21 protein-coding genes, 1 tRNA gene and 1 riboswitch are annotated in these 22,014 nt (G+C 65.6%); of the genes, 11 read left to right on the forward strand and 11 right to left on the reverse strand.

Annotated features, from left to right (window positions below):
• The first annotated feature begins 186 nt into the window (after positions 1-186).
• The gene (locus tag ACF3ND_RS01740) at positions 187-1,404 is read left to right on the forward strand and encodes a CaiB/BaiF CoA transferase family protein (protein WP_394063665.1); all 1,218 of its coding nucleotides are present in this window, start codon (positions 187-189) and stop codon (positions 1,402-1,404) included.
• Between the two features lie 47 nt (positions 1,405-1,451).
• On the forward strand, positions 1,452-2,990 hold the full coding sequence (locus ACF3ND_RS01745; RefSeq protein WP_394063667.1) for a 3-hydroxyacyl-CoA dehydrogenase: 1,539 nt from the start codon (positions 1,452-1,454) through the stop codon (positions 2,988-2,990).
• A gap of 80 nt (positions 2,991-3,070) precedes the next feature.
• On the opposite strand, the gene ACF3ND_RS01750 is transcribed toward ACF3ND_RS01745, so the two are convergent.
• The gene (locus tag ACF3ND_RS01750; protein WP_394063669.1) at positions 3,071-3,976 is read right to left on the reverse strand and encodes a c-type cytochrome; all 906 of its coding nucleotides are present in this window, start codon (positions 3,974-3,976) and stop codon (positions 3,071-3,073) included.
• 239 nt (positions 3,977-4,215) lie between these two features.
• Between ACF3ND_RS01750 and ACF3ND_RS01755 the strand changes: the two genes are divergently transcribed.
• Together ACF3ND_RS01755 and ACF3ND_RS01760 are read left to right on the forward strand one after the other, a co-directional pair.
• A tRNA-Arg gene (locus tag ACF3ND_RS01755) sits at positions 4,216-4,290 on the forward strand.
• Positions 4,291-4,463: 173 nt separating this feature from the next.
• Positions 4,464-4,943, forward strand: coding sequence for a c-type cytochrome (locus ACF3ND_RS01760; protein ID WP_394063671.1), 480 nt, complete (start codon positions 4,464-4,466; stop codon positions 4,941-4,943).
• A gap of 231 nt (positions 4,944-5,174) precedes the next feature.
• On the opposite strand, the gene ACF3ND_RS01765 is transcribed toward ACF3ND_RS01760, so the two are convergent.
• The 5 genes from ACF3ND_RS01765 to gshA all read right to left on the reverse strand — a co-directional run bounded on the left by ACF3ND_RS01765 (position 5,175) and on the right by gshA (position 12,517).
• Positions 5,175-7,160, reverse strand: coding sequence for a methyl-accepting chemotaxis protein (locus ACF3ND_RS01765; protein WP_394063673.1), 1,986 nt, complete (start codon positions 7,158-7,160; stop codon positions 5,175-5,177).
• A gap of 121 nt (positions 7,161-7,281) precedes the next feature.
• Positions 7,282-7,596, reverse strand: coding sequence for a hypothetical protein (locus ACF3ND_RS01770; protein WP_394063675.1), 315 nt, complete (start codon positions 7,594-7,596; stop codon positions 7,282-7,284).
• Positions 7,597-7,943: 347 nt separating this feature from the next.
• A complete protein-coding gene (locus tag ACF3ND_RS01775) occupies positions 7,944-8,720 on the reverse strand; it encodes a class I SAM-dependent methyltransferase (protein ID WP_394063677.1) in 777 nt (258 codons plus the stop codon).
• Entirely contained in the window at positions 8,717-10,768 is a 2,052-nt protein-coding gene (locus ACF3ND_RS01780) for a TonB-dependent receptor domain-containing protein (protein WP_394063679.1), read from the reverse strand. The genes ACF3ND_RS01775 and ACF3ND_RS01780 overlap by 4 nt, the downstream gene beginning before the upstream one ends.
• 165 nt (positions 10,769-10,933) lie before the next feature.
• On the reverse strand, positions 10,934-12,517 hold the full coding sequence (gene gshA, locus ACF3ND_RS01785; RefSeq protein WP_394063681.1) for a glutamate--cysteine ligase: 1,584 nt from the start codon (positions 12,515-12,517) through the stop codon (positions 10,934-10,936).
• A 204-nt stretch (positions 12,518-12,721) separates the two neighbouring features.
• On the opposite strand from gshA, the gene ACF3ND_RS01790 reads away from it, so the two are divergent.
• Positions 12,722-13,270 (forward strand): hypothetical protein, encoded by a 549-nt coding sequence (locus tag ACF3ND_RS01790; protein ID WP_394063683.1) that lies wholly within the window; start codon positions 12,722-12,724, stop codon positions 13,268-13,270.
• Here the strand turns inward: ACF3ND_RS01790 and ACF3ND_RS01795 are convergent.
• Positions 13,185-13,460: a response regulator transcription factor gene (locus tag ACF3ND_RS01795; protein WP_394063685.1), complete on the reverse strand. Its 276-nt coding sequence runs from the start codon at positions 13,458-13,460 to the stop codon at positions 13,185-13,187. The two genes, ACF3ND_RS01790 and ACF3ND_RS01795, sit on opposite strands and share 86 nt — an antisense overlap.
• Before the next feature lie 201 nt (positions 13,461-13,661).
• Positions 13,662-13,740: riboswitch (SAM riboswitch) on the forward strand.
• Here ACF3ND_RS01795 and ACF3ND_RS01800 point away from each other — a divergent pair.
• From ACF3ND_RS01800 to ACF3ND_RS01815, 4 genes are all read left to right on the forward strand, one after another.
• Complete coding sequence (locus tag ACF3ND_RS01800; RefSeq protein ID WP_394063687.1) at positions 13,730-14,971, forward strand: homoserine O-acetyltransferase; 1,242 nt, start codon at positions 13,730-13,732, stop codon at positions 14,969-14,971. Its footprint overlaps the riboswitch before it by 11 nt.
• Positions 14,971-15,603, forward strand: a complete 633-nt coding sequence (gene metW / locus ACF3ND_RS01805) for a methionine biosynthesis protein MetW (protein ID WP_394063689.1) — start codon at positions 14,971-14,973, stop codon at positions 15,601-15,603. Before ACF3ND_RS01800 ends, metW begins: the two co-directional genes overlap by 1 nt.
• 8 nt (positions 15,604-15,611) lie before the next feature.
• A complete protein-coding gene (locus tag ACF3ND_RS01810; protein WP_394063690.1) occupies positions 15,612-16,841 on the forward strand; it encodes a muropeptide transporter in 1,230 nt (409 codons plus the stop codon).
• A gap of 5 nt (positions 16,842-16,846) precedes the next feature.
• Positions 16,847-17,464: a trimeric intracellular cation channel family protein gene (locus ACF3ND_RS01815; protein ID WP_394063692.1), complete on the forward strand. Its 618-nt coding sequence runs from the start codon at positions 16,847-16,849 to the stop codon at positions 17,462-17,464.
• A gap of 29 nt (positions 17,465-17,493) precedes the next feature.
• On the opposite strand, the gene ACF3ND_RS01820 is transcribed toward ACF3ND_RS01815, so the two are convergent.
• The 4 genes from ACF3ND_RS01820 to ACF3ND_RS01835 form a co-directional block, all read right to left on the reverse strand.
• The gene (locus ACF3ND_RS01820; RefSeq protein ID WP_394063694.1) at positions 17,494-18,228 is read right to left on the reverse strand and encodes an LrgB family protein; all 735 of its coding nucleotides are present in this window, start codon (positions 18,226-18,228) and stop codon (positions 17,494-17,496) included.
• The gene (locus ACF3ND_RS01825; RefSeq protein WP_394063696.1) at positions 18,225-18,578 is read right to left on the reverse strand and encodes a CidA/LrgA family protein; all 354 of its coding nucleotides are present in this window, start codon (positions 18,576-18,578) and stop codon (positions 18,225-18,227) included. Before ACF3ND_RS01825 ends, ACF3ND_RS01820 begins: the two co-directional genes overlap by 4 nt.
• Before the next feature lie 139 nt (positions 18,579-18,717).
• The gene (locus ACF3ND_RS01830; RefSeq protein WP_394065760.1) at positions 18,718-19,074 is read right to left on the reverse strand and encodes a RidA family protein; all 357 of its coding nucleotides are present in this window, start codon (positions 19,072-19,074) and stop codon (positions 18,718-18,720) included.
• Positions 19,075-19,316: 242 nt separating this feature from the next.
• The gene (locus ACF3ND_RS01835; RefSeq protein ID WP_394063698.1) at positions 19,317-19,694 is read right to left on the reverse strand and encodes a RidA family protein; all 378 of its coding nucleotides are present in this window, start codon (positions 19,692-19,694) and stop codon (positions 19,317-19,319) included.
• Between the two features lie 119 nt (positions 19,695-19,813).
• On the opposite strand from ACF3ND_RS01835, the gene ACF3ND_RS01840 reads away from it, so the two are divergent.
• Positions 19,814-20,695, forward strand: a complete 882-nt coding sequence (locus ACF3ND_RS01840; RefSeq protein ID WP_394063700.1) for a phosphorylase — start codon at positions 19,814-19,816, stop codon at positions 20,693-20,695.
• 326 nt (positions 20,696-21,021) lie between these two features.
• Entirely contained in the window at positions 21,022-21,801 is a 780-nt protein-coding gene (locus ACF3ND_RS01845; protein ID WP_394063702.1) for a helix-turn-helix domain-containing protein, read from the forward strand.
• Positions 21,802-22,014: the final 213 nt, after the last annotated feature.

The raw sequence follows: 22,014 nt of genomic DNA on the forward strand, positions 1-22,014 counted from the left end.
AGGAACATCTGCCGCTGACCATCTATTGTGGCTATTCTAGGATGGTTTTCAGCGCCTGCGCGCAGACGGCTTCGCCAACGAGCGCCGGTGGCGAAACGACCATTGCATGAGCATTTTGACCTGTCCGCACGCCGGACTGTCTTCAATGATGCAGAATTGAACGCTTAACTGGATCGCTGCTTTTTTATGACCACGACCGTACGAACCTCCCCCCTGGCCGGATTGCGCGTGCTGGACCTGACGCGCGTGCTGGCCGGGCCCTGGTGCACCCAGAACCTGGCGGACCTGGGCGCTGAAGTCATCAAGATCGAGCGCCCCGGCGCGGGGGACGACACCCGCGGCTGGGGGCCTCCGTACCTGAAAGACGCCCACGGGGCGGACACGGCCGACGCCGCCTATTTCGGCGCCGCCAACCGCAACAAGGAATCCGTCGCCCTGGACATCGCCACCCCGGCGGGCGCCGACCTGGCGCGCCGCTTGGCGGCCCGCAGCGACATCCTGGTGGAGAACTTCAAGGTGGGCGGGCTGAAGAAATACGGGCTGGACTACGAGTCGCTCAAGGCGCTCAACCCGGGCCTGATCTATTGCTCCATCACCGGCTTCGGGCAGACCGGGCCCTATGCGGCCCGGCCCGGCTACGACTTCATGATCCAGGGCCTGGGCGGCCTGATGTCCCTGACGGGCGAGCCCGGCGGCGAACCGCAGAAGGCGGGCGTCGCTGTCGCGGACGTCATGACCGGCATGTACGCCACGGTGGCCGTCCTGGCGGCCGTGCTGGAGCGTCAGCGCAGCGGCCTGGGCCAGCACCTGGACATTGCCCTGCTCGATTGCCAGGTGGCCATGATGGCCAACCAGAACATGAATTTCCTGGCAACCGGACAGGCGCCGCAGCGGCCCGGCAACGCGCACCAGAACCTGGTGCCCTACCAGGTGTTCGCCGCCAGCGACGGCCACCTGATCGTGGCGGTGGGCAACGACGCCCAGTTCCGCAGCTTCGCCCAGGAACTGGGCCATCCCGAATGGGCCCAGGACCCGCGCTTTGCGCGCAATGCGGGCCGGGTGGTGCACCGCGAGGAGCTGGTGCCGCTGCTGGCGCAGGTCATGCGCACCCGTTCGCGCGACGCTTGGCTGCAGGCCCTGGAGGCCGCGGGCGTGCCGGCCGGTCCCATCAACACCATGGCGCAGGTCTACGAGGATCCGCAGGTGCAGGCGCGCGGCCTGCGCCTGGACTTGCCGCGCCCGGACGGCGACAGCGTGCCTTCGGTGGCCAGTCCCCTGCGCCTGTCCGACACGCCGGTCCAATACCGCAGCGCGCCGCCGCGCCTGGGCGAGCATACCCGCCAGGTGCTGGCGCGGGTGCTGGAGCTGGGGCCGGAAGACATTGACGCCGTCCTGTCCAACTAGGGGCGGCGCGCCGATATTTTCATTGCTTATTGATCAGGTTGCGAGACATGAAACAGATACAAACCATCGCCATCGTCGGAGCCGGCGCCATGGGACGCGGCATTGCCCAGATCGCCGCCCAGGCGGGCAAGCAGGTGCTGCTGTACGACGTGAACCCCGATTCCGTGCAGGCTGCCCTGGCGGACCTGCGCTCGGTCTGGAACCGGCTGCAGGAAAAGGGCAAGCTCAGCGCCGAACAGGTGCAGGCGGCCCAGGCGGGCCTGCAGGTGGCCCCGGACCTCCAGGCGCTGGCCGGCGCCGATCTGGTCGTGGAAGCGATCGTGGAGCGGCTGGACGTCAAGCAGGGCCTCTTGCAGCAGCTGGAGGACATCGTCGCGCCCGACTGCGTGCTGGCCTCCAATACCTCGTCCCTGTCCATCACCGCCATCGCCCAGGCCTGCCGCCATCCGGAACGCGTGGCAGGCTACCACTTCTTCAATCCCGTGCCCCTGATGAAGGTGGTGGAAGTCATCGACGGGCTGCGCACACGGCCCGAGGTGGGCGACGCCCTGATGCAGGTCTCGCGCGAGATGGGGCACACGCCCGTGCGCGCCAAGGACATGCCCGGCTTCATCGTCAACCACGCCGGGCGCGGCATGAACATCGAGGGCCTGAAGATCGCCCAGGAATGCGTCGCACCCTTTTACCAGGTGGACGCCATCATGCGCGAGCAGGCGGGGTTCCGCATGGGGCCTTTCGAGCTGCTGGACCTGACCGCGCTGGACGTGTCCCATCCGGTGATGGAGTCCATCTATCGCCAGTTCTACGACGAGCCGCGCTTCCGTCCTTCACCCATCACGGCGGTCCGCCATGCCGGCAAGCTGTTCGGCCGCAAGAACGGGGAAGGCTTCTACACCTATGTGGAGGGCAGGAAGCAGGTTCCTGACGAGCCTGCCGCGCCTGTGGTCGAGCAGGCCGCGCCCGTCTGGGTGGCGCCCTGCCATGCGCAAGGGTACGAGCGCGCGCGCGAGCTGCTCGAGCGCCTGGGCGCCACGCTGGCGCCCGAACAGGCCGATCCGCCCGCCGGCGCCCTGATCCTGCTGACGCCCTATGGCGAGGACGTGGCCACGCTGGTGGCCCGCCACGGCCTGGATCCGGCCCGCAGCGTGGCCCTGGACACCTTGTTCGGCCTGGAGCAGGGCCGCCGTCGCGTGCTGATGTGTTCGGCCGCGACCGCGCCGCAATGGCGCGACCAGGCCTGGGCCTTGCTGGCTCGCGACGGCACCGCCGTCAGCGTGATCGAGGATTCGGCCGGCTTCGTGGCCCAGCGGCTGGTGGCCACCATCGTGAACATTGCCTGCGACATCGCGCAGCAGCAGATCGCCACGCCTTCGGACATCGACGCCGCCGTGCGCCTGGGCCTGGGCTATCCGCACAACGGCCCCTTGTCCATGGGCGACGCCGTGGGCGCGGCCGACCTGCTCGATGTGCTGCGCAACTTGCAGGCGGTGACGGGCGACATGCGCTATCGCGCCAGCCCCTGGCTGCAGCGTCGCGTGCAACTGGGCCTGTCCCTGACGGCTTTGCCCCAGTGCCGGGCGCACTAGGCGCAGGGCCCCGGGCTCATTGCCCGGGAACATGAAAAAAGCCCGCTTTACAGCGGGCTTTTTCGTGGACGTCGCCGGGATTATTTGGCGGCGTTGACCATGTGCTGCACGGCAGCGCGGATTTCTTCGTCCGAGGCTTGCGAGCCGCCGCGGGGAGGCATGGCGCCCACGCCGTGGATGGCCTTCTGGACCATGGTGTCCATGCCGGTCTCGATGTAGGGCTTCCAGGCGGCCTGGTCGCCGAACTTGGGCGCACCGGCAACGCCGGCGGCGTGGCAGGCGAAGCAGACGGTGTCGTACAGCTTGATGCCGGCGGGATCCACCTTGGCGGCGTCCTGGGCAGCGGCGGCGGCAGGCTTGCCGGCGGCGGGCTCGGCGGCCTTGGGCGCTTCGGTCGTCTTGGGAGCGGTGTTCACGTCGGCAGGCTTGGCGTCGGCCTTGGCTTCCTGGTCGCCCGCGGCGCCGGGAGCTTCGGGTTCCTTGAAGTCGGCGCCGGCGGCGTTGGCCATGTAGACCACGGCGCGGGCCACTTCGACGTCGTCCAGCGAGGGGTTGCCGCCCTTGGGAGGCATGGCGCGGATGCCGTGGATGGCGGCGTCGACCAGCGTATCCTGGCCCTGCTTGATCAGGCCGCCCCAGGCGCCCTTGTCGCCGAACTTGGGCGCGCCGGCGATGCCGGCGGCGTGACATGCGGTACAGGTGGTTTCGTACACTTGCTGGCCGGTCTTCAGTTCCTTGACGGCATTGGCGTCGACCAGCTTGAAGCCCGCCACGGGCTGGATGCGTTCGGCGATGGCTTCAGGGGTCAGGGCGTCCGAGCCGGCGCCCGTGCTCATGGTGGCCGTGACCAGATTGACCAGCATGACAATGATCGCGATGGGCACCAGGAAAGCCAGAGCCACGGTCACGAGCAATTGTTTGGGGGTTTTGATCATGGCGTTGTGACCCTCGTTGTGTTCTTCGGGTTTTTGTTCCGTGTTGCTCATTATCGGATCCTGCGAGTTCGTACAAGAAAAGACGGGAGGGCCAACAATGGCCACCAGCGAAGGCTTGCGCCTGCGAAAATTCGTGCGAGCGGGCGCGTGTCAAGGCACGTACCCAGGTGCGCAACCTCCAATTATAGCGAAGTGTGCCGCTCTTGTATTCGCATCTTGCAAAGCCGGCCATGGCTTTCGCTGATAGTTGCTGAAAAAAAATTCAAACTCAGGCTACAATAGTCGTCTTGGCGACCGTAGTTCAATGGATAGAATTAGAGTTTCCGAAGCTCTCGATACAGGTTCGATTCCTGTCGGTCGCGCCAGAATTCAAAGGTTTGCTTTCATGCACGGCCTGTTATTGTCGCAAGCGGGGCGCCGCTTGTTGGCCTCTGCCAAGGCAGCCGCAAGGCTGCCTTTTTTATCGTCTGCGCCCCTGGCCCGCCCGCCGTGCTAAGGTCCGGATGTCGCCAAACAGTTGATCCGGATCATTTGTCTCATGCCAACAAAGAAGCAGGCCCTGTGGCTTGCGGCCGCGGCGGCCTGCGCCGTCGCGCTGGTCGCGTACGCAATGCGCACAGACGCCGGCGCATCCTATATTTCCCCGGACGATGAAGCCTTGGTCCTGCGGGGCAAGACGGTCTATGCGCAGAACTGCGCGGCCTGCCATGGCGCGCAGCTGGAAGGCCAGCCCGACTGGCGCCGGCGTCGGCCCGACGGCCGCCTGCCGGCGCCGCCGCACGATGCCAGCGGCCACACCTGGCACCATGCCGACGCGGTGCTGCTGGACATCACCCGCCACGGCCTGGTCCCCGGCCGCACGGCGCCCGAAGGCTACCGCAGCGACATGCCGGCCTACGCCGGCATCCTGCCCGACGAAGACATCGTCGCAGCGCTGGCCTACATCAAGAGCTCCTGGCCAGAAGCGGAGCGGCAGGCCCAGAAGGAAGTGACGCTGGAGGACCGGAAGCGGCGGTGAGCCACATGCTTTTGCACAAAGCCGCGCTGCTTTTGTCGTTCAGTCAGACGGCTTCAACGTCCAGGCTGCCAGCCCTCGTGGCGTGGCAGGTCATCGCCTTGCATCCAGGGGGGGGGGCGACCCGGGCCGGTTCGATGCGGGGCAGGAAGCGCGTCCGCATCGTGATACGGCAAGCAGACGGGTTCAGCGCCCGGGTTGCCCGCCCGCCAGGCACGCGGCCAAGCCCGCTCTTCAGTCCAGGTAGCCTGCCGGTCTCGCTTCCTCGGGGCGTTCCTCGGTCTTGAAGCGGGCCACGATCCGGGCCAGGCGGTGCGCCTCGTTCTGCAGGGACTGGGCGGCGGTGGCGGCTTCTTCGACCAGGGCCGCGTTCTGCTGCGTGCCGGCGTCCATCTGCGCGACGGCGATGTTGACCTGGTCGATGCCGCTGGACTGCTCCTGGGAGGCGGACGCGATTTCCTTCATCAGGGCGGTCACGGACTCGACCGCATCCAGCAGCCTGTCCATGGTGGCGCCGGCCTCGGATACCAGGCGGGCGCCGCTGTCGACTTCGGCGCCGGAGTGTTCGATCAGGTCCTTGATCTCGCGCGCGGCCTCGGCGCTGCGCTGGGCCAGCGAGCGCACCTCGCCGGCCACCACGGCGAAGCCTTTGCCCTGCTCGCCGGCCCGCGCGGCTTCCACGGCCGCATTCAGCGCCAGGATGTTGGTCTGGAAGGCGATGCCGTCGATCACATTGACGATTTCGCCGATGCGTCCCGAGCTTTGCGAGATGCGTTCCATGGTGCTCACCACATTGGACACGGCGGCGCCGCCTTGCTGGGCGATGGCCGAGGCCTCTTCGGCCAGCGAACTGGCCTGGCGCGCGTGGTCCGCGTTCTGGCGCACCGTCGAGGCAAGCTGCTCCATGCTGGAAGCCGTCTCCTGCAGGGAGGCGGCCTGCTGTTCCGTGCGCGCGGACAGGTCGGTATTGCCCGCGGCGATCTCGCTGATGCCCACGTTGATCTCGCCCACGCTGTCGCGCACCTGGCCGAAGGCCTGGCGCAGGCCCGCCTTGGAGCGGTGCAGGCTCTCCAGCAGGATGTGGACTTCATTGCGGCTGTTCGGCGGAAAGCCCGGCATGGGCGAGTTCAGCACGCCCCGGCCCAGCTGGCCCATGCCGTCGACGACATGACGCACGGGCCGCAGCGTGCGCGCCGCCGTCACGCCCACCAGCAGGGCGATGACCAGGGTGCCGGCCAGCATCATGCCCAGCTGGATCCAGGTCTGTTCGCGGCTCTGCGCCAGGAAGTCGTCGGCCGCGCCGAAGCCGTAGACGATCCAGCCCCAGTTCTCGATGGTGCGCCAGGCCAGGAAGACGGATCTGCCGTCGATGATCAGGCGCTCTACGCCCTGTTTCTGCTGGAAGGCCTTCTTGAAGGCTTCGAAGTCCTGGGGCGGGTTGTCCTTGCTGAGCAGGCTGCCGGGCTTGCCGTAGGCGCCGCCGATGCGCACCCAGTCCTGGCCGTCGGCCGCGGCCTTGACGATGCTGATGGTGCCGTAGGTCGCCAGCTTGAAGGTCTTGATCTCCTCCAGCAGCGGATTGACTTGGGCGCTGACGTCGATGCGGGTGAGAATGCTGCCGTACAGGCGGCCGGCCTCGTCGCGCAGGGGATGGGCATAGGTGGCGAACCATTTGTCGCCCTGGCTTTCGATATTGGCGGCGGGTTCGCCGCGGGCCAGTTCGTCCAGCAGCGGATGGTTCGCGGGCAACAGGCCCAGCTTCTGCGGATGCAGGGCGGAGGCGATGCGATACCAGTTGCGCCCGCTGCGCGCCAGGATCTCGGCCTGCAGGCCGGTCACGCTGGACATCAGGTCGTTGCGCCCGTTGACGGCCAGGCCCTGCACGCCCAGCTCCGGCGCCTCGCCCGTATCGTGCTCGATGGCCTGCGGATCGGCAGGCGCGGGCGTCCCGCCCAGGTAGCGCAGCAGTACCGGATACAGGGACTGGCTGCGCTCCATGGCCATGTTGTAGGTCAACTGCAGCGGACGGTTGAAAGCGTCCAGGGAGTCCAGGTTGGCCGCGCGCACGTTGGCGATGGCGACCTGCTGGCTTTGCCAGGCCATGACGGCGCCGATCAGCGCCATGACCACGGCGGTCGCCAGGGTGCAGGCCAGGAAAAGCTGTTTGTTCAGAGGCTGGCGGGCCAGCCAGGAGCCGGAGGTGGTGGATTGTGTCTGCATCGTGGGCCTGGTGATGAAGGGCGCGCCGCGCAGGATGCGCGGGCGCATCTTCGGTTACGGTAGGCCCGTCATCACATATAGGCAGTGATGTGGATAGTGCTCATAACAAAATGATGACAGTTCATGAACGGCGCCCGCGAGCGACGCGTTCCAGCCGGACCTGGCGCAAGGGCAAGGTTCCGGCCTGGCCCATGAACGCCTGCATGAAGCGATGGGTCTGGCCGGCGCGGGCCTTGAATTCCACGCGCAGGCGCCAGGTCTTGTCGGCCGGATCAGTGGCGGGGCGGCTCAGGCGCTGGCAGGAGTGCAGGCGCAGGCCGCATTGGCGCGCCGCCCGGCGCAGTTCCGTCTCCAGCTCGCGCAGGCAGCGGCCCTGGGTGTCCAGGCTCAGGCAATGGGGCGTCTTGCCCAGGTTCAGAAAGGCGAAGTTGAACATGATGTCGGTCCTTGTCGTCTTGGGCCCGCGGGGCGGGCCGGGAGGAACGGCGCGCGCCCGGCCTGTGCAGGGCGGCAGGCGGGACGCGCGGATAAGGCGCAAGGGGCGGGCGGTGGCATGGCTTCTGGCCGCCCGGCATCATGTGTCAGGCAGGCAGAGCGTCAGGCCGACGTTGCCCCGGTTCGGGATCGTCCGGCATGGTGTGCTCCGTAAGTTGAAAAGGCAGGCGGCGCTGCCGCCTGATGTCGAGTATGGATGGCAATGCCCAGTATTGTAGGCCTATTTTTGCTCATCTGTCCCCATATCGCACGCATGTGTCGTTGCATGTGTTGTTTTGGGCGCGGATGTCAGGCCGGCTCGGCGCAGATCACGTAGTCGTGGCCGTGGCGCAGTCCGCCTTCGGCCTGGCACAGGGCCAGCGTGCGGCGGCGCAGCTCCTCCACGTGCTCGGACAGGGCCAGGGCCAGGCTGCGGTCGCGCAGCCGGCGCAGGCGTTGCGCGCACATGTCCAGCTGGCCATGGATGAAGCGCTCGCCGTAGCGTATGCCGAAGCGCTGCGCATCCACGCAGCGGAATCCGGCCAGGCGCAGGTGGCGCAGCACCCAGTCCATGGGGTATTCGCGGTAGGGACGCTCGCCCGCCAGCAGCAGGCAGGCGTCGCGCAGGCGGCCTATCTCCACCACCAGCGCTCCTGCCGGGTCGGCGGCCGAGTAGGGCACATAGGGCTCCAGGCCGATGACGTACAGGCGCCGGCCGGTCAAGGGACGCAAACGGGCGAAGAGCTGGTCCTGGGCATAGGGGGCGAAGCCGTCCATCGCGCCCAGCAGATAGTCGGCCAGGACAGTGTCGAAGCATTCGCCTTCCAGCAGGGCCGGATCGGTCCAGTTGCCCACCACCAGCCTGTCCTGGGGGCGCTGCCGCTCGCCCAGCTCGCGCCTGACCTGCTCGGCCATGCCCTGCGCGCCGGTAACGGCGGTCCAGCCATCCGTGGGCAGGGTCAGCAGCCAGTTCATGGAGCCCCGGCCCGTGCCCGCGTCCAGGAAGCGGCCCCAGGGCTGTTCGCCCTGCATGTCGGCCACGACCTGGAACAGGCGGCTGCCGGTATGGATCGCAGTCGCGCTCAAAATTCCACCTTGACCCCGGCCATGATGTTGCGGCCCATCAAGGGCGCCTGGCGGGCGATGAAGGAGGTGTGGTTGTAGGCCAGTTTGTCCAGCAAGTTGCTTCCTCTCAGGTACAGGGTGTAGTCGGTCTGGTCCAGTCGGCCCCGGTAGCTGACGCCGGCGCCCAGCATGCCGTAGGACGGCGAGCGCTGCTCGAACTCGGCCAGGCGGCCCTGGGCGAAGGTGTGCGTGTAATCCACGAAGCCCGACCAGTTGCGCCAGTCCAGGTCGGCGCGCACGCCCAGGCGGGCGGCCGGCATGCGCGGCAGGTTCCGGTCCGGATGCAGCAGTTTACCGCGCACCACGTCGCCGAACACGCTGACGGTGGCCCAGCGGCGCACGGGATAGGACACCTTGCCTTCCAGGCCCCAGAACCGGGCGTCATCCTGGCTGTACTGGATCAGGCTGAAGTCCTCGTGCCGGTCCAGGGTGCGGCCGTAGATATAGCCTTTGCTGCGGGTATAGAAGGCGCGCAGGTCGAATCGCAGGTCGCCGGCGTGCTTTTGCAGGCCCAGGTCCACGTTGTGGCTGGTCTCGCGGCCCAGGTCGGCATCGCCGCGTTCATAGCTCAGGGTGGCGAAGTGCACGCCGCGGGCGTACAGTTCCTGCGCATTGGGAAGACGCTGAGAGCGCGAGATCGACAGGCTGGCGGCATACTGCGGCGCAAAGTCCCACACCGCGCCGGCCGACAGCGAGCTGGCCGTGCCCTCGCGGCGTTCCAGGCGCGGGGAGTCGGGCGTGATGGTCTGCCATTCCTGGCGCGCGCCGAATTCGAAGCGCCAGTCCTGCCAGCGCAGGTTCTCCAGGATGAACAGGCCGTGGCTGCGGCTGCGGGTCTTGGGGATGAAGTCCTCGCTGCCGCCCCGGGATTCGAAATCGGACAGGGCGGTCTGCAGGCCGATCACCCCGCTGAAGGGGCCCAGGGGGCGATGTTCCAGCTCCAGGCGGCCGTCGTAGCCGCGGTTGCTGAAGCGGGTGCCGTCCACGTCGCCGTCTTTTTCCACATGGCGGTAATCCGTGACGCCGGCGCGCAGGCGGGCGCGCTGAAAGCCCGGCAGCGGATCGCGCAGCTCGCCGCGCAGGTCGAAGCGCTCGCTGCGCAGATGGGCGGTGGCCGAATGCTCATGAGCGTGTTCGTGATCATGATCGTGCCCATGGTCATGGCCGTGATCGTGGCCGTGGCCGCCGCAATGCAGCGTGGCGCCGTGCGGATGGCAGTCTTCGTACTCGTGGCTGTGGCCGGGCAGGCCGTAGACGTCGTCGCGATAGGAGTAGGCCGCGCCGATGTAGCCGCGCTCGCCGATGAAGGATAGGCCCACGCTGGCGGTGTCGCTGCGCGCATTCGAGTCCTTGACGCGGCCGTCGGTCCAGTCCGGCACGCGATAGTCGCGGCCGCGGCGCGAAGCGCCTTCGACGTGCACGGCCACATTGCCTTGGCCGGCCGTCAGCTCCACGGCGCCGGCGCGTCCCTTGTCGGCGGTGGAGCCCTGCGCCTGGGCCGAGCCTTCGAAGCCGTTCTCGGGAATGGCGCTGGGGATCTTGCGGTCCAGCACATTGACCACGCCGCCGATGGCCCCGCCGCCGTACAGCAGGGCGGCAGGCCCGCGCAGCACTTCCACGCGTCCGGCCAGCCAGGTGTCCACCGTAACGGCATGGTCGGGCGAAACCGCCGAAGCGTCCATGACATCCGATCCGTCGCTCAATACCTTGACGCGCGGCGCGGTCTGGCCGCGGATCACGGGTCGGCTGGCGCCGGCGCCGAACGTGTCGGAATGGATGCCGGGCTCGCCGTCCAACAGCTGTCCCAGGGTGGCGGCGCGGCGCAGGTCCAGGCTGGGGCCTTGCAGCACCGTGGAGGGCGAAAGCAGTTCCTGCTGGCTCAACGCCAGCGGGCTGACGGAGATGCGGATGGCTTCCAGCTGGGCGACGGGCGGCTGGCCGGCCGCCTGGGCCAGGGGACTGATCGTCAGGGCCAGGGCCAGCGACAAGGGGCGGGGAGTGGCTTGCATGGTTTTTCTGCGCTTGGTCGTTAAAAATTGTGATGTTATAACATAACAATTTGTGTGCGCAGACGGAATGGCCCGGCCCAGCGCAGGGGCATTGCGGGCAGGCCGGTGCCGCCAGCGAGGCGGAAATGAAAACCGCCCGGCAGGGCGGGCGGTCGGGGGGAGAGCTCAGTCGGGCTGCAGTTCCGGCGGGACCAGGTTGCGCTCGTAGAGCCGCACGTATTCTTCGAAGGGAACCTCGTCGCGCGCCTCGATGCGCGCCTGTTCCAGCAGCGATTCGGCGGCCTGTTCCTCGTAGGCGGCCTGTGCGGCAGGCTGCAGCGGCTCGGACAGCAGGGCGGCGTGGTGCTCGCGGCTGCGTTGCAGGGAATAGTCGTGAAAGCTCAGGCCGCTTTCGCGCAGGCGGGCCAGCAACTGGGCGGAGGGAGTCTGTTCGGGATCGACGAGCTTGCCCAGCTGCGCCTGCACGGCCTGCGTGTGGGCCTGGGTGTCCAGGGCCTGGTCCAGCAGGCGGGCGTAGGGCAGCAGCTCCTGCAGCACGTCGCGGCCCCAATCCTGCAGGGTGACGACCTGCTTCTGCTGGTTGATCAGGGTCAGGCCGGGGCGGCGTCCTTCGCGCACCACGGTGGCGAAGTTGTTCTTGCTGTCCTGGCAATAGCCGCCGTCGGGGAAGTAGGGACTGTCCTCGGCGGCGCAGTACAGCAGGAAGGTGTCCAGGAAGCGACAGGTCTGCTCGGAGATGCCCACGGGCGATTCGGGGTCTATGTCCATGCAGCGCACTTCGATGTATTCCACCCCGCGCTGGGCCAGCGCCGTGGCGGGCCGCTCGCAACGGGCCGTGGTGCGTTTTGGGCGGATGCTGGAGTAATACTCGTTCTCGATCTGCAGGATGTGGGTGTTCAGCTGTATCCATTCGCCGTCGCGATGCGTGCCGATCTTCTCGTAGTCGGGCCAGGGCGTGACGGCGGCGTGATACATGCGCATCACGAAGGTGTCCAGGTCGTTGTAGCAAAGCTGCAGCTCGGCCTGGGCTTCCTTGTTGTGGTAGCCCAGATCGCTCATGCGCAGGCTGGTCGCCCAGGGCATGGTCAGGGTGTCGGCGTCCACATGGTCCAGGGTGCTGGGCCGGCCGTGCAGAAAGCTGGAGGCCAGGGCGGGGGAGGCGCCGAACAGGTACATCAGCAGCCAGGAGTGCCGCGTGAAGTTGCGGATCAGGGCCAGGTAGCCGTTGGAGCGCTGGTCCTGCAGGCTCTCGCCCGGCGCGCCCAGCAGCGGCCAGATGGCGTCGGGCAGCGAGAAGTTGTAGTGCACGCCGGCAATGCACTGCATGGTCTTGCCGTAGCGCTCGGCCAGGCCGCGCCGGTAGACATGCTTGAGCATGCCGGTGTTGGACGTGCCGTACCAGGCGATCGCAATGTCCTTTTCGTCCGGCAGGGTCGCGGGCATGGACTGGTTCCAGATCATTTCCTGGTCCAGCTTGCCGGCCACGAAGGTGTGGATGTCGCGCAGCTCCTGCAGCAGGTCCTCGACCCGCGTATGCGGCCGGGTGATCAGCTCCAGCAGGCTTTCCGCGTAATCCGTGGTGATGCGTTCATTGGTCAGGGCCGAGCCCACGGCCTGCGGGTGGGGCGTGCGGGCCAGCCGGCCTTGCGCGTCCACGCGCAGGCCTTCTTTTTCGATACCGCGCAAAATGCCTCGCAGGATGTCGGGATTCTGTTGCAGGGCAAGCTGGCGGTGGTGGCTGGTCGTCATGTCGGTGTTTCCCACTTTCAGGATCGGGCGCGTGGTCCGGGGCTGTTCAATGGGCATCTGCCCGATTATAAATAGTAGTCCGAGCCCGTCCGCTTTGTTAAGTTGCATGAGATCGGCGGGCTTGGAACTGGTTCTTTGGAAGGCGAGTATAAAGCCGGCGCTGCGCCGCCGCGGCAAAAGCACGAGACAGGATACGGAAATATCATGAGACTTATCTGGCGCACCCTGGCCGCGATGGCGGCCGCCCTGGCCTTGACCGCCTGCAGTCCGGAGTTCAACTGGCGCCAGGTCCGGCTCGAGCATACGGACCTGCCGGCCATGCTGCCGGGCAAGCCCGTCACCAGCCACCGCCCGCTGGATTTCGAACGCCACAGGCTGGATTTCTACCTGACCACGGCCGCCGCCGGCGGCCAGATCTACACCGTGGGCCATGCGCTGCTGCCGCCGGAGCTGCAGCAGGACGAGGCGGCCCGGATGCGGCTCTATCAGGCCGTCCAGGATTCGCTGCGCCAGAAGTTCGTGCCCGCCGGGCAGGCGCCCGGCCAGGCGCCGCCGGCCCTGCCCGCGCCTGGTGAAATCTTTTCCATGGGACGCGACGTGGGCGGCACGGTCCTGCGCATGCAGGGCATGGTGCGCGTGGAGCCCGGCTGGCTGGTGGAGGGCTTTGTCATGACGGATTCCGGGAAGGCGCCGGACGCCGAGCAGGCGAAGGTCTTTTTTGACGGCTTGGCTCGCTCGTCGGATCGCCGCTGATCAGGCGCTGCTGCAGCGCCAGGGTGATGGCCGCCTGGCGGCTGTAGACGCCCAGCTTGGCGTAGGCGTTCTGGAAGTGGAAGTTGATGGTGCGTTCAGTGATGCCCAGGATGATGCTGATTTCCCAGCTGGTCTTGCCATGGGCAGCCCAGTTCAGGCAGGACTGCTCGCGTGAAGTTAAGTGCGTCACGGTAAAGCTATTCCTTTTGCGGTCGTGGTGGACATCGGGGCAATGTAACTAATTTCTACCGCGGCCGGCATACTGATAAGCCTGAAAATAATGATTTGAATCAAAGCACTGAGGATTTTCTGCGGGTACCGTAGGTCATTTTTGGCGATACCTTTTCCTTGGATTTGGACGCCGGGCGGGCGCAGTGCTAAACTTTCCCGCTATACGTTTTGCGCCGATTTGCCTGATCCGCTTGCGGGCGCTCCATAAATCCAGCTAAAGAGGTCCTGATGGCCACTGAATCCGTCCCTTGCGCCGACAACGGCGCGTCTCGCCCATCCTGCGGTCTGATCCCCGAAGGCTCCGTGGGCCCCGTGCAACCCGAACTCATCGCCTTTGACGAACCCCTGCGCCTGAGCAGCGGACAGGTGCTGCCCGGCTATGAACTGGCCGTGGAAACCTATGGGCGCCTGAATGACGAACGCAGCAATGCGGTCCTGGTCTGCCACGCCCTGAACGCCTCGCACCACGTCGCCGGCTACTACGAGGACGATCCGAAGAACCGCGGCTGGTGGGACAATATGGTCGGCCCCGGCAAGGCCGTGGACACGGACCGTTTCTTTGTCATCGGCGTGAACAACATCGGGTCCTGCTTCGGCTCGACGGGCCCGTCCAGCATCAATCCGGCCACAGGCAAGCCCTGGGGCGCGGACTTCCCCGTGCTGACCGTGGAGGACTGGGTGCGCGCCCAGGCGCGCCTGGCCGACTATTTCGGCATCCGCAAGTTCGCCGCCGTCATGGGCGGCTCGCTGGGCGGCATGCAGGCGCTCAGCTGGGCCATCAGCTGCCCCGAGCGCGTCGAAAATTGCGTAGTCATCGCCAGCACGCCGCGTCTGTCGGCCCAGAACATCGCCTTCAACGAAGTGGCGCGCAGCGCCATTCTGTCCGACCCCCAGTTCCATGGCGGCAACTACTACGAGCATGGCGTGGTGCCCAAGGCCGGCCTGGCCGTGGCGCGCATGGTGGGACACATCACCTACCTGTCCGACACCGTGATGGCCGAGAAATTCGGCCGCACCCAGCGCGCGCCCGCCGAAGGCGGCGAGTTCCACTACAACTATGGCGTGGAGTTCGAGGTCGAATCCTACCTGCGCTACCAGGGAGAAAAATTCTCGCGCTACTTCGATGCCAACACCTACCTGATCATCACGCGGGCCCTGGATTATTTCGACCCCTCGCGCCATCACCAGGGCGACCTTGCCAAGGCGCTGGAACAGGTCCGGGCCAAGTTCCTGGTGGTGTCCTTCAGCACGGACTGGCGGTTCTCGCCCGAGCGCTCGCGCGAGATCGTGCAGGCGCTGCTCAAGAACCGCCGCCAGGTCACCTACGCCGAAATCGATGCGCCGCACGGGCATGACGCCTTCCTGCTGGAGGACGCCCGCTATCACGCCATCGTGCAGGGGTATTATGATCAGATCGCGTCATCGCTGGGCCTGCCGGCGCGTCAACGTACCACGGGAGTGCTGGCCTGATGTCTGCTGTCATTTCGGAAAACAAGCCTGCGCTGCGCCAGGACCTGCTGCGCATCGCCCAGTGGATCGAACCCGGCTCGCAGGTGCTGGACCTGGGCTGCAGCGACGGCGCCCTGCTGGCCCACCTGCGCGATACGCGCCAGGTCGCGGGCACCGGGGTGGAGCTGGACGACGAGTCCGTGATCGCTTCCGTGCGGCGCGGCGTGCCCGTCATCCAGCAGAACCTGGAGGAAGGGCTGGCGCTGTTCAGCGACCTGCAGTTCGACACCGTGGTGCTGTCCAAGACGCTGCAGTCCATGCACCATACCGAGCACATCCTGCGCGAGATGGCGCGCGTCGCCCGCTACGGCATCGTGTCCTTTCCGAATTTCGGCTACTGGCCGCATGGCTGGGCCATCCTGCGCGGGCGCATGCCGGTCACCGGCGAGATGCCCTACCAGTGGTACGACACGCCCAACATCCACCTGTGCACCATGAAGGACTTCCAGGACCTGGCCAGTTCACTGGGGCTGCGCATCACGCACCGCGCGGCCTTCAATGACCGCGCCGAGGTGCGCGTGCTGCCCGGCTGGCGCAGCACCCTGGCGGTGTATCGCTTCGAATCCCCTCATTTTCTCTCTTCCCAGCGCTGAGGCTGTCCGTGTCCCATGTCTACGCCAGTCCCCGAGTCCTGCCTCTGCTGATTCTGGGGTTCGCCAGCGGCCTGCCCCTGGCGCTGGTGTCCGGCACTCTGCAGGCCTGGGCGACCGTCGAGAATGTTTCGCTGACTGAAATCGGCTTTCTGACGCTGGTCGGCTCGGCCTACACGCTGAAGTTTCTCTGGGCGCCCCTGGTGGACCGCTACGCGCCGCCTTTCCTGGGCCGGCGCCGCGGCTGGATCCTGCTGACGCAGCTTCTGCTGGCGGCCTCGATCGCCGCCATGGGCCTGTTCTCTCCGGGCACGCATTTGACCGCCCTGGCCCTGCTGGCCGTGTGGGTGGCTTTTCTTTCGGCCACGCAGGACATCGCCTTCGATGCCTACAGCACGGATGTGCTGCGCGCGCCGGAGCGCGCCGCCGGGGCCGCCGTCAAGGTCATGGGCTACCGGCTGGCCATGATCGCCTCCGGCGGCCTGGCCCTGATCCTGGCCGACCGCTGGCTGGGCTGGTCCAACACCTATCTGCTCATGGGCCTGTTCATGGCCCTGTGCGCGCTGGTCACCCTGATTTCGCCCGAGCCGGAGCTGGACAGCCGCGCCCCGCGCAGCCTGTCCGAAGCGGTCGCCGCCCCGCTGGCCGAGTTCTTTTCGCGGCCCGGCGCCTGGGGCATACTGCTGCTGATCGTGCTCTACAAGCTGGGCGACGCGTTCGCCGGGGCCTTGTCCACCACCTTTCTCATCCGCGCCGCCGGCTTTTCGCTGTCGGAAGTGGGCACCATCAACAAGGTGTTCGGCCTGGCCGCCACGGTGGTGGGCGCCCTGCTGGGCGGGGCCGTCATGGCGCGGCTCGGACTGTACCGGGCCCTGATGGTGTTCGGGCTGCTGCAGGCGGTCTCCAACCTGGGCTATTGGTTCATCGCCGTCCAGAGCAGTCCCTCCATGGTGCTGATGAGCGTGGTGGTGGCCCTGGAGAATCTGTGCGGCGGCCTGGGCACGGCGGCTTTCGTGGCGCTGCTCATGGCCTTGTGCAACCGGGGCTATTCGGCCACCCAGTTCGCCTTGCTGTCGGCCTTGTCGGCGGTGGGGCGCACCTACCTGGCCGGGCCGTTGACGCCTGTGCTGGTCCAGTCCCTGGGCTGGCCGGTCTTTTTCATCTGCACCGTGCTGATCGCTCTGCCGGGGCTGCTGATGTTGCGCGGCTACCGGCGCCTTATCAACCAGTTGGATGCCTGACCGCCATGCTTTTACTTGTGCTCTACATCATTGCCATCACGGCCGAGGCCATGACCGCCGCGCTGGCCGCCGGCCGCCGCGACATGGACTGGGTGGGCGTGTGCACCATCGCCTGCGTGACCGCCCTGGGCGGCGGTTCGGTGCGCGACGTCCTGCTCGGACATTACCCGCTGACCTGGGTGAAGCACCCGGAATACTTGTGGATCACGGCCGGCGCGGCCCTGCTGACGGCGCTGATCGCGCCCGTCATGCGCCGCCTGCACAGCCTGTTCCTGCTGCTGGACGCCATGGGCCTGGTGGTGTTCACGGTGATCGGCTGCCAGATCGCCCTGGAGATGAACCTGCCCATCACCGTGGTGCTGCTCAGCGGCATGATCACCGGCTGCGCCGGCGGCGTGTTGCGCGACATCCTGTGCAACGACATTCCCTTGCTGCTGCGCAAGGAAATGTACGCCAGCGTGTCCATGCTGACCGGCGCCCTGTACCTGGGCGCCATGCACCTGGACCTGAATCCCTACGTGGCCCTGCTGGCGCCCATGTCCATCGGGCTGGGCTTCCGCATGCTGGCCCTGCGCCTGAACTGGCAGATGCCGCGCTTCGTGTACCGCGACGAGTGGCGCTGACTGCGTCGCGGATCTGACGGATGGGGCGGCTACACCAGCCCCAGCCAGCGCAGCAGAAAGGGCAGCAAGGGCATCAGGACGGCGGTCAGGATGCCGTTCAGGCTCATGCCCAGGGCCGAGAAGGCGCCGATGGTTTCATGCACCTGCAGGGCGCGGGCCGTGCCGATGGCATGGGCGGTCACGCCCACGGCGAAGCCGCGCGCCTCGGGACGGTCGATGCGCAGCAGATTGAGCAGCGGCGGGGCGACGATGGTGCCCACGATGCCGGTCATGGCCACGGCCACCGCCGCCAGCGAGGCCTGGCCGCCGAAATGGTCGGCCAGCGCCATGGCGATGGGCATGGTGGCCGAGCGCGGCGCCAGCGAGATCACGGTTTCCAGGGACGCGCCCAGCGCCCACGCGATCAGCACCGTGCTGACGATGGCGGTCACCGAGCCGATCAGCAGCGCGATGCAGACGGGCTTCCATATCCTGCGCAATTGCCGCAGCTGGCTGTAGAGCGGCACGGCCAGGGCCACGGTGGCCGGGCCGATCAGGAAGTGGATGAACTTGGCGCCTTCGAAATAGACGGGGTAGGGCGTGCCGGTCAGCAGCAGCAGGCTGACGATCACCACCACGGAAGTCAGGATGGGCAGCAGAAAGGGCGTGCTGCCGCATTGGCGGTACACCCAGACCGAGCCGGCATAGACGGAGAACGTCAGCGCCAGCCACAGCAGGGGCGAACTGGACAGGAAGACCCAGATCTGGAAAAGGCCGTCTTTCATTTCTGGTCTTCCTTATGATTCTTCAGCAGGCGGTTGAGCACCACGGCGGTCACCACCAGGGTGATGAGCGTGCCGCCCAGCGTGGCGATCAGGAAGGGCTGCCATTCCTTGGCCACGTGATCAAAGTACATCATGACGCCGGTGACGGCGGGAATGAACAGCAGCATCAGGTGCTGCAGCATGGAGCCGGCGGTCTGTTCCATGGCGGCGGGCACGCCGCCGCGCAGGAAAAAGGCCACGGCCAGGAGCAGCATGCCGGCCAGAGGGCCGGGCAGGGGCAGGGAGAGCGCCTGCACCAGGATCTCGCCAAGCAGTTGAAAGACGAACAGAGCGGTAATCGCGTAGATCATGGAAATTCCGAAAAGGCATGAAAACGCCAGGCTCGAGAGCCTGGCGCGGGATGCTTCATTCTTGAATGAGCGCCTAGTGTGCCATACAAGCTGCGTGGGCAGGGTCGCGGTCGCTCATATCCGTATGCCTATAGTGGCGTTATTTCTGGGCGGGCGGCGCCTTGTCGCCTATCCAGGCCTGGAATTCGATTTCGACGTCCACGCCGGCGGCCAGCTTGGACTGCACCAGCGAGCGGGTGGGGAAATTGCTGCCCAGGCGCTCCTTGTAGGTCTTGTTGAATTCGTCGAACAAGGCCATGTCGGAAAGCCAGACATTGGCCTTGACCACATTGCTCAGGTCCGCGCCGGCCAGCGCCAGGGTTTCTTCGATGCGGTCCAGGGCGGCGTTGGTCTGGTCCTGGATGCTGCCGCGCACGATCTCGCCCTTGTCGTTGATGGGGATCTGACCCGACAGGAACAGAAAGCCCCCGGCCTGTACGGCGCGCGAGAAGGGCATGGGCGAATCGCTGGCATAGCGTTTGATGGCCGAGGCCTGGGAATTGGAAGCGGCTGCGTCCGCTGCCTGGGCGCCGGTCAGGCCTGCGCCCAGCAGGGCGGCGGCCAGCAGGCCGCCGCGGGTCAAGGCAAAGAAACGCATGGAATTCTCCTTGAGTGTCCTGGCTATGAATGGAAGGTCCAGTGTGCCATAGCCCTGGAGCTCATGCGTTATTTTCTGTGTCTTGTCCGAAGGCGAATGGATCAGGCGCGATCGCCGATCCAGGCCTGGACTTCGATTTCCACGTCCACGTTCTTGGCGAGCTTGGCCTGCACTAGCGAGCGGGTGGGCAGCGTGTCGCCGAAGCGTTCGGCATAGACTTTGTTGAAGTCTTCGAACAGCGTCATGTCCGACAGCCACACCGTGGCCTTGACCACGTCGGCCAGGGTGGCGTCGGCCAGCGCCAGGCCTTCGATCAGGCGATCGAACACGGCATGGGTCTGGTCCTGGATGGAGCCGCGCACGACCTGTCCTTGTGCGTCATAGGGAATCTGGCCGGACAGGAACAGGAAGCCGCCGGCGATGGTGGCGCGGGAAAAGGGCAATGGCAGCGGGCTGGCGATGCGGCGGATGCCGGACATAAAGTTCTCCTGAGTATAAAAAGAAGTGAAAAAACCGGATGAAGAGGCAGCGGAGGTTTCGGGCCTCGACTTGCCTACAATAAGGGTCACTATACAACTTGAACACGCAAGGAGGAGTCATGAACGAGGAGTTGTTGCAGCGTCTGAAACGCTTGAGCCAGTCGGCGTTGGCCAGCGGCGACCTGCTGCCCGTGCAGGCCCAGGAGGAACTGATCGTTGAACAGGGCTTGCCCTTTCATGTGCGCTGGGTGTCCACGCTGGCGGCCAAGGACGCCGCCAAGGTGTCCATTCCCGGCGGCCCGCGCGACCCCAACTTCAATCCTTTCCTGCCTCCGGATCCCGCGCTGACCGTGGATGACGCCAGTGCCACGCACAACATCGTGCTGAACAAGTTCGCGGTGTGCGAGCTGCATCTGGTGCTGGCGGACAAGGTGTTTTCCGAGCAGCTAAGCCCTTTGCGCGACACGGATCTGCGCGTGCTGGCGCATTTCCTGGCGGCCTGCGGCGGCCTGGGCTTTTACAACGGCGGCGGGCCTGCCGGCGCCAGCCAGCGTCATAAGCATACGCAATGGGTGCCGGCGGCGCCGGGCAACGGGACTCTGGCCTTGTACCTGGACGGCCTGCCGGCCGACGCCGCGCCCGGCACCAGCCACCGCCATGCGGCCTTGCCGTTTGCGCATTGCTTCATCCGCTTGGCCGATACCGACGACGAAGCCTTGCTGGCCGACAGCTTGTTGCAGGCCCACAGGCAGGCCTGCTCCCTGCTGGACCTGAAGCCCGACCAGGACGGCCTGCTGCCCGCGCACAATGTGCTGGCCGGCTGCGGCTGGATGCTGGTCGTGCCGCGCTCCATGGAACTGGTGGAAGGTATTTCCATCAATGCGTTGTCCTACGCGGGCTGCATTTATGTGCGCACCCCCGAACAGATCGACATCGTGCGCGAGATGGGGCCCCTGGAGGTGCTGGCGCAAGCCGGGTACGCTTGCATTCATGACCAGTGACGCCGGCGCCACAAATGGCAACCCCGCTTAGGCGGGGTTTTTTATTGCCGGATATTTGTGCTTTTCAGTATCTTTTATTTACACTTCAGCAATATTTGTGAAAAAATAAGAACGAATTAATGGATTGTAGAATTATTTCATTGCATTTGATTTTGAATTCGATGTGTTATGAGTAACGCAACGAAACAATGTAATTTTTTATTGAAATTTATTGAAATGGGGAAAAGTCAAATTAAGTAAATAGTAATGGAAACATTTTTTTAGTAATTAGAATGCTAATCAGCTAAGAACAAGAGCGTTGCGCTCGCCCTTTCTGGTTGATTGTCATGTATGCCACGTCTGATGCCCACATCCTGGTCATAGCCCCCGAGCCGGCAGGGGTCTCCGAACTGACGGCCCTGCTGAGGTCCTGCTTCTCCCGCATCAGTTTTGCGCTGAACGCCCAGCAGGGCCTGGCGCGTTGCCAGTCCCTGCGACCCGATATCGTCTTGAGCGAATACGAACTGCCTAGTCTGCGCGGCGACATGTTCATGCGCATGCTGCGCGCCAATCCTTTGACCGCGGCCATTCCCGTGCTGTTCCTGTCCTCTGTCGCCTGCGCGGAAAGCCAGCTCCAGGCCTTGCGCAGCGGTGCGCGCGATTTCATTTTCAATAAGACTGACGAAAAGCTGGTGGTGGAGCGGCTCAGGCTGCATTTGAATCTGCGTGAGGCCGACCGTGAAAAAGAACGTGGTCAGGAATCTGACAATATCATTCGCCGCGAAGAAGATCTGCCCCGCAACCTCATGGTTGAAGCCGTCCAGCAGTACATCCGCGACAACCTGTCCGAGCCCCTGTCCGCCGAATACCTGGCGACCCTCTTCGGCGCCAGCGAGCGGCGCTTGAATGACGAATTCAAACAGACGACCGGCTTGACGGTGCACGATTTCGTACGCTCAACGCGCATGCGCCATGCCATGAGCCTGCTAAGTCAAACAGACCTGGCCGTCACCAGCGTGGCGGCCGAGTCGGGCTACATCAATCCCGCGAACTTCGCCACGGCCTTCCGGCAGTACAGCGGCTTCTCCCCGTCCACCTACCGGCGGCGGCACCGTACTAAACTTTGAATCAATTTTTAAAATAGAAAATTAACTGTTCTTGATGTTGTTTTTCGGGAAATCAAAAGTCTTTCGCAGGAAATCAAAAGTTTGGTTTCTGAGAAGGTAAGAAAATAAAACTGTCTGAATCCATTTGGTTGATTCAGCAAGTCTTTCCAACTCGACAAGTCCAATTTATCGCCATGACGGGGCGAGGGGGCTTGTTGCGCCTGAAAAACATCG

The organism is Alcaligenes sp. WGS1538 (assembly GCF_043187505.1).
In the GTDB taxonomy this organism is placed as follows: domain Bacteria; phylum Pseudomonadota; class Gammaproteobacteria; order Burkholderiales; family Burkholderiaceae_B; genus Alcaligenes.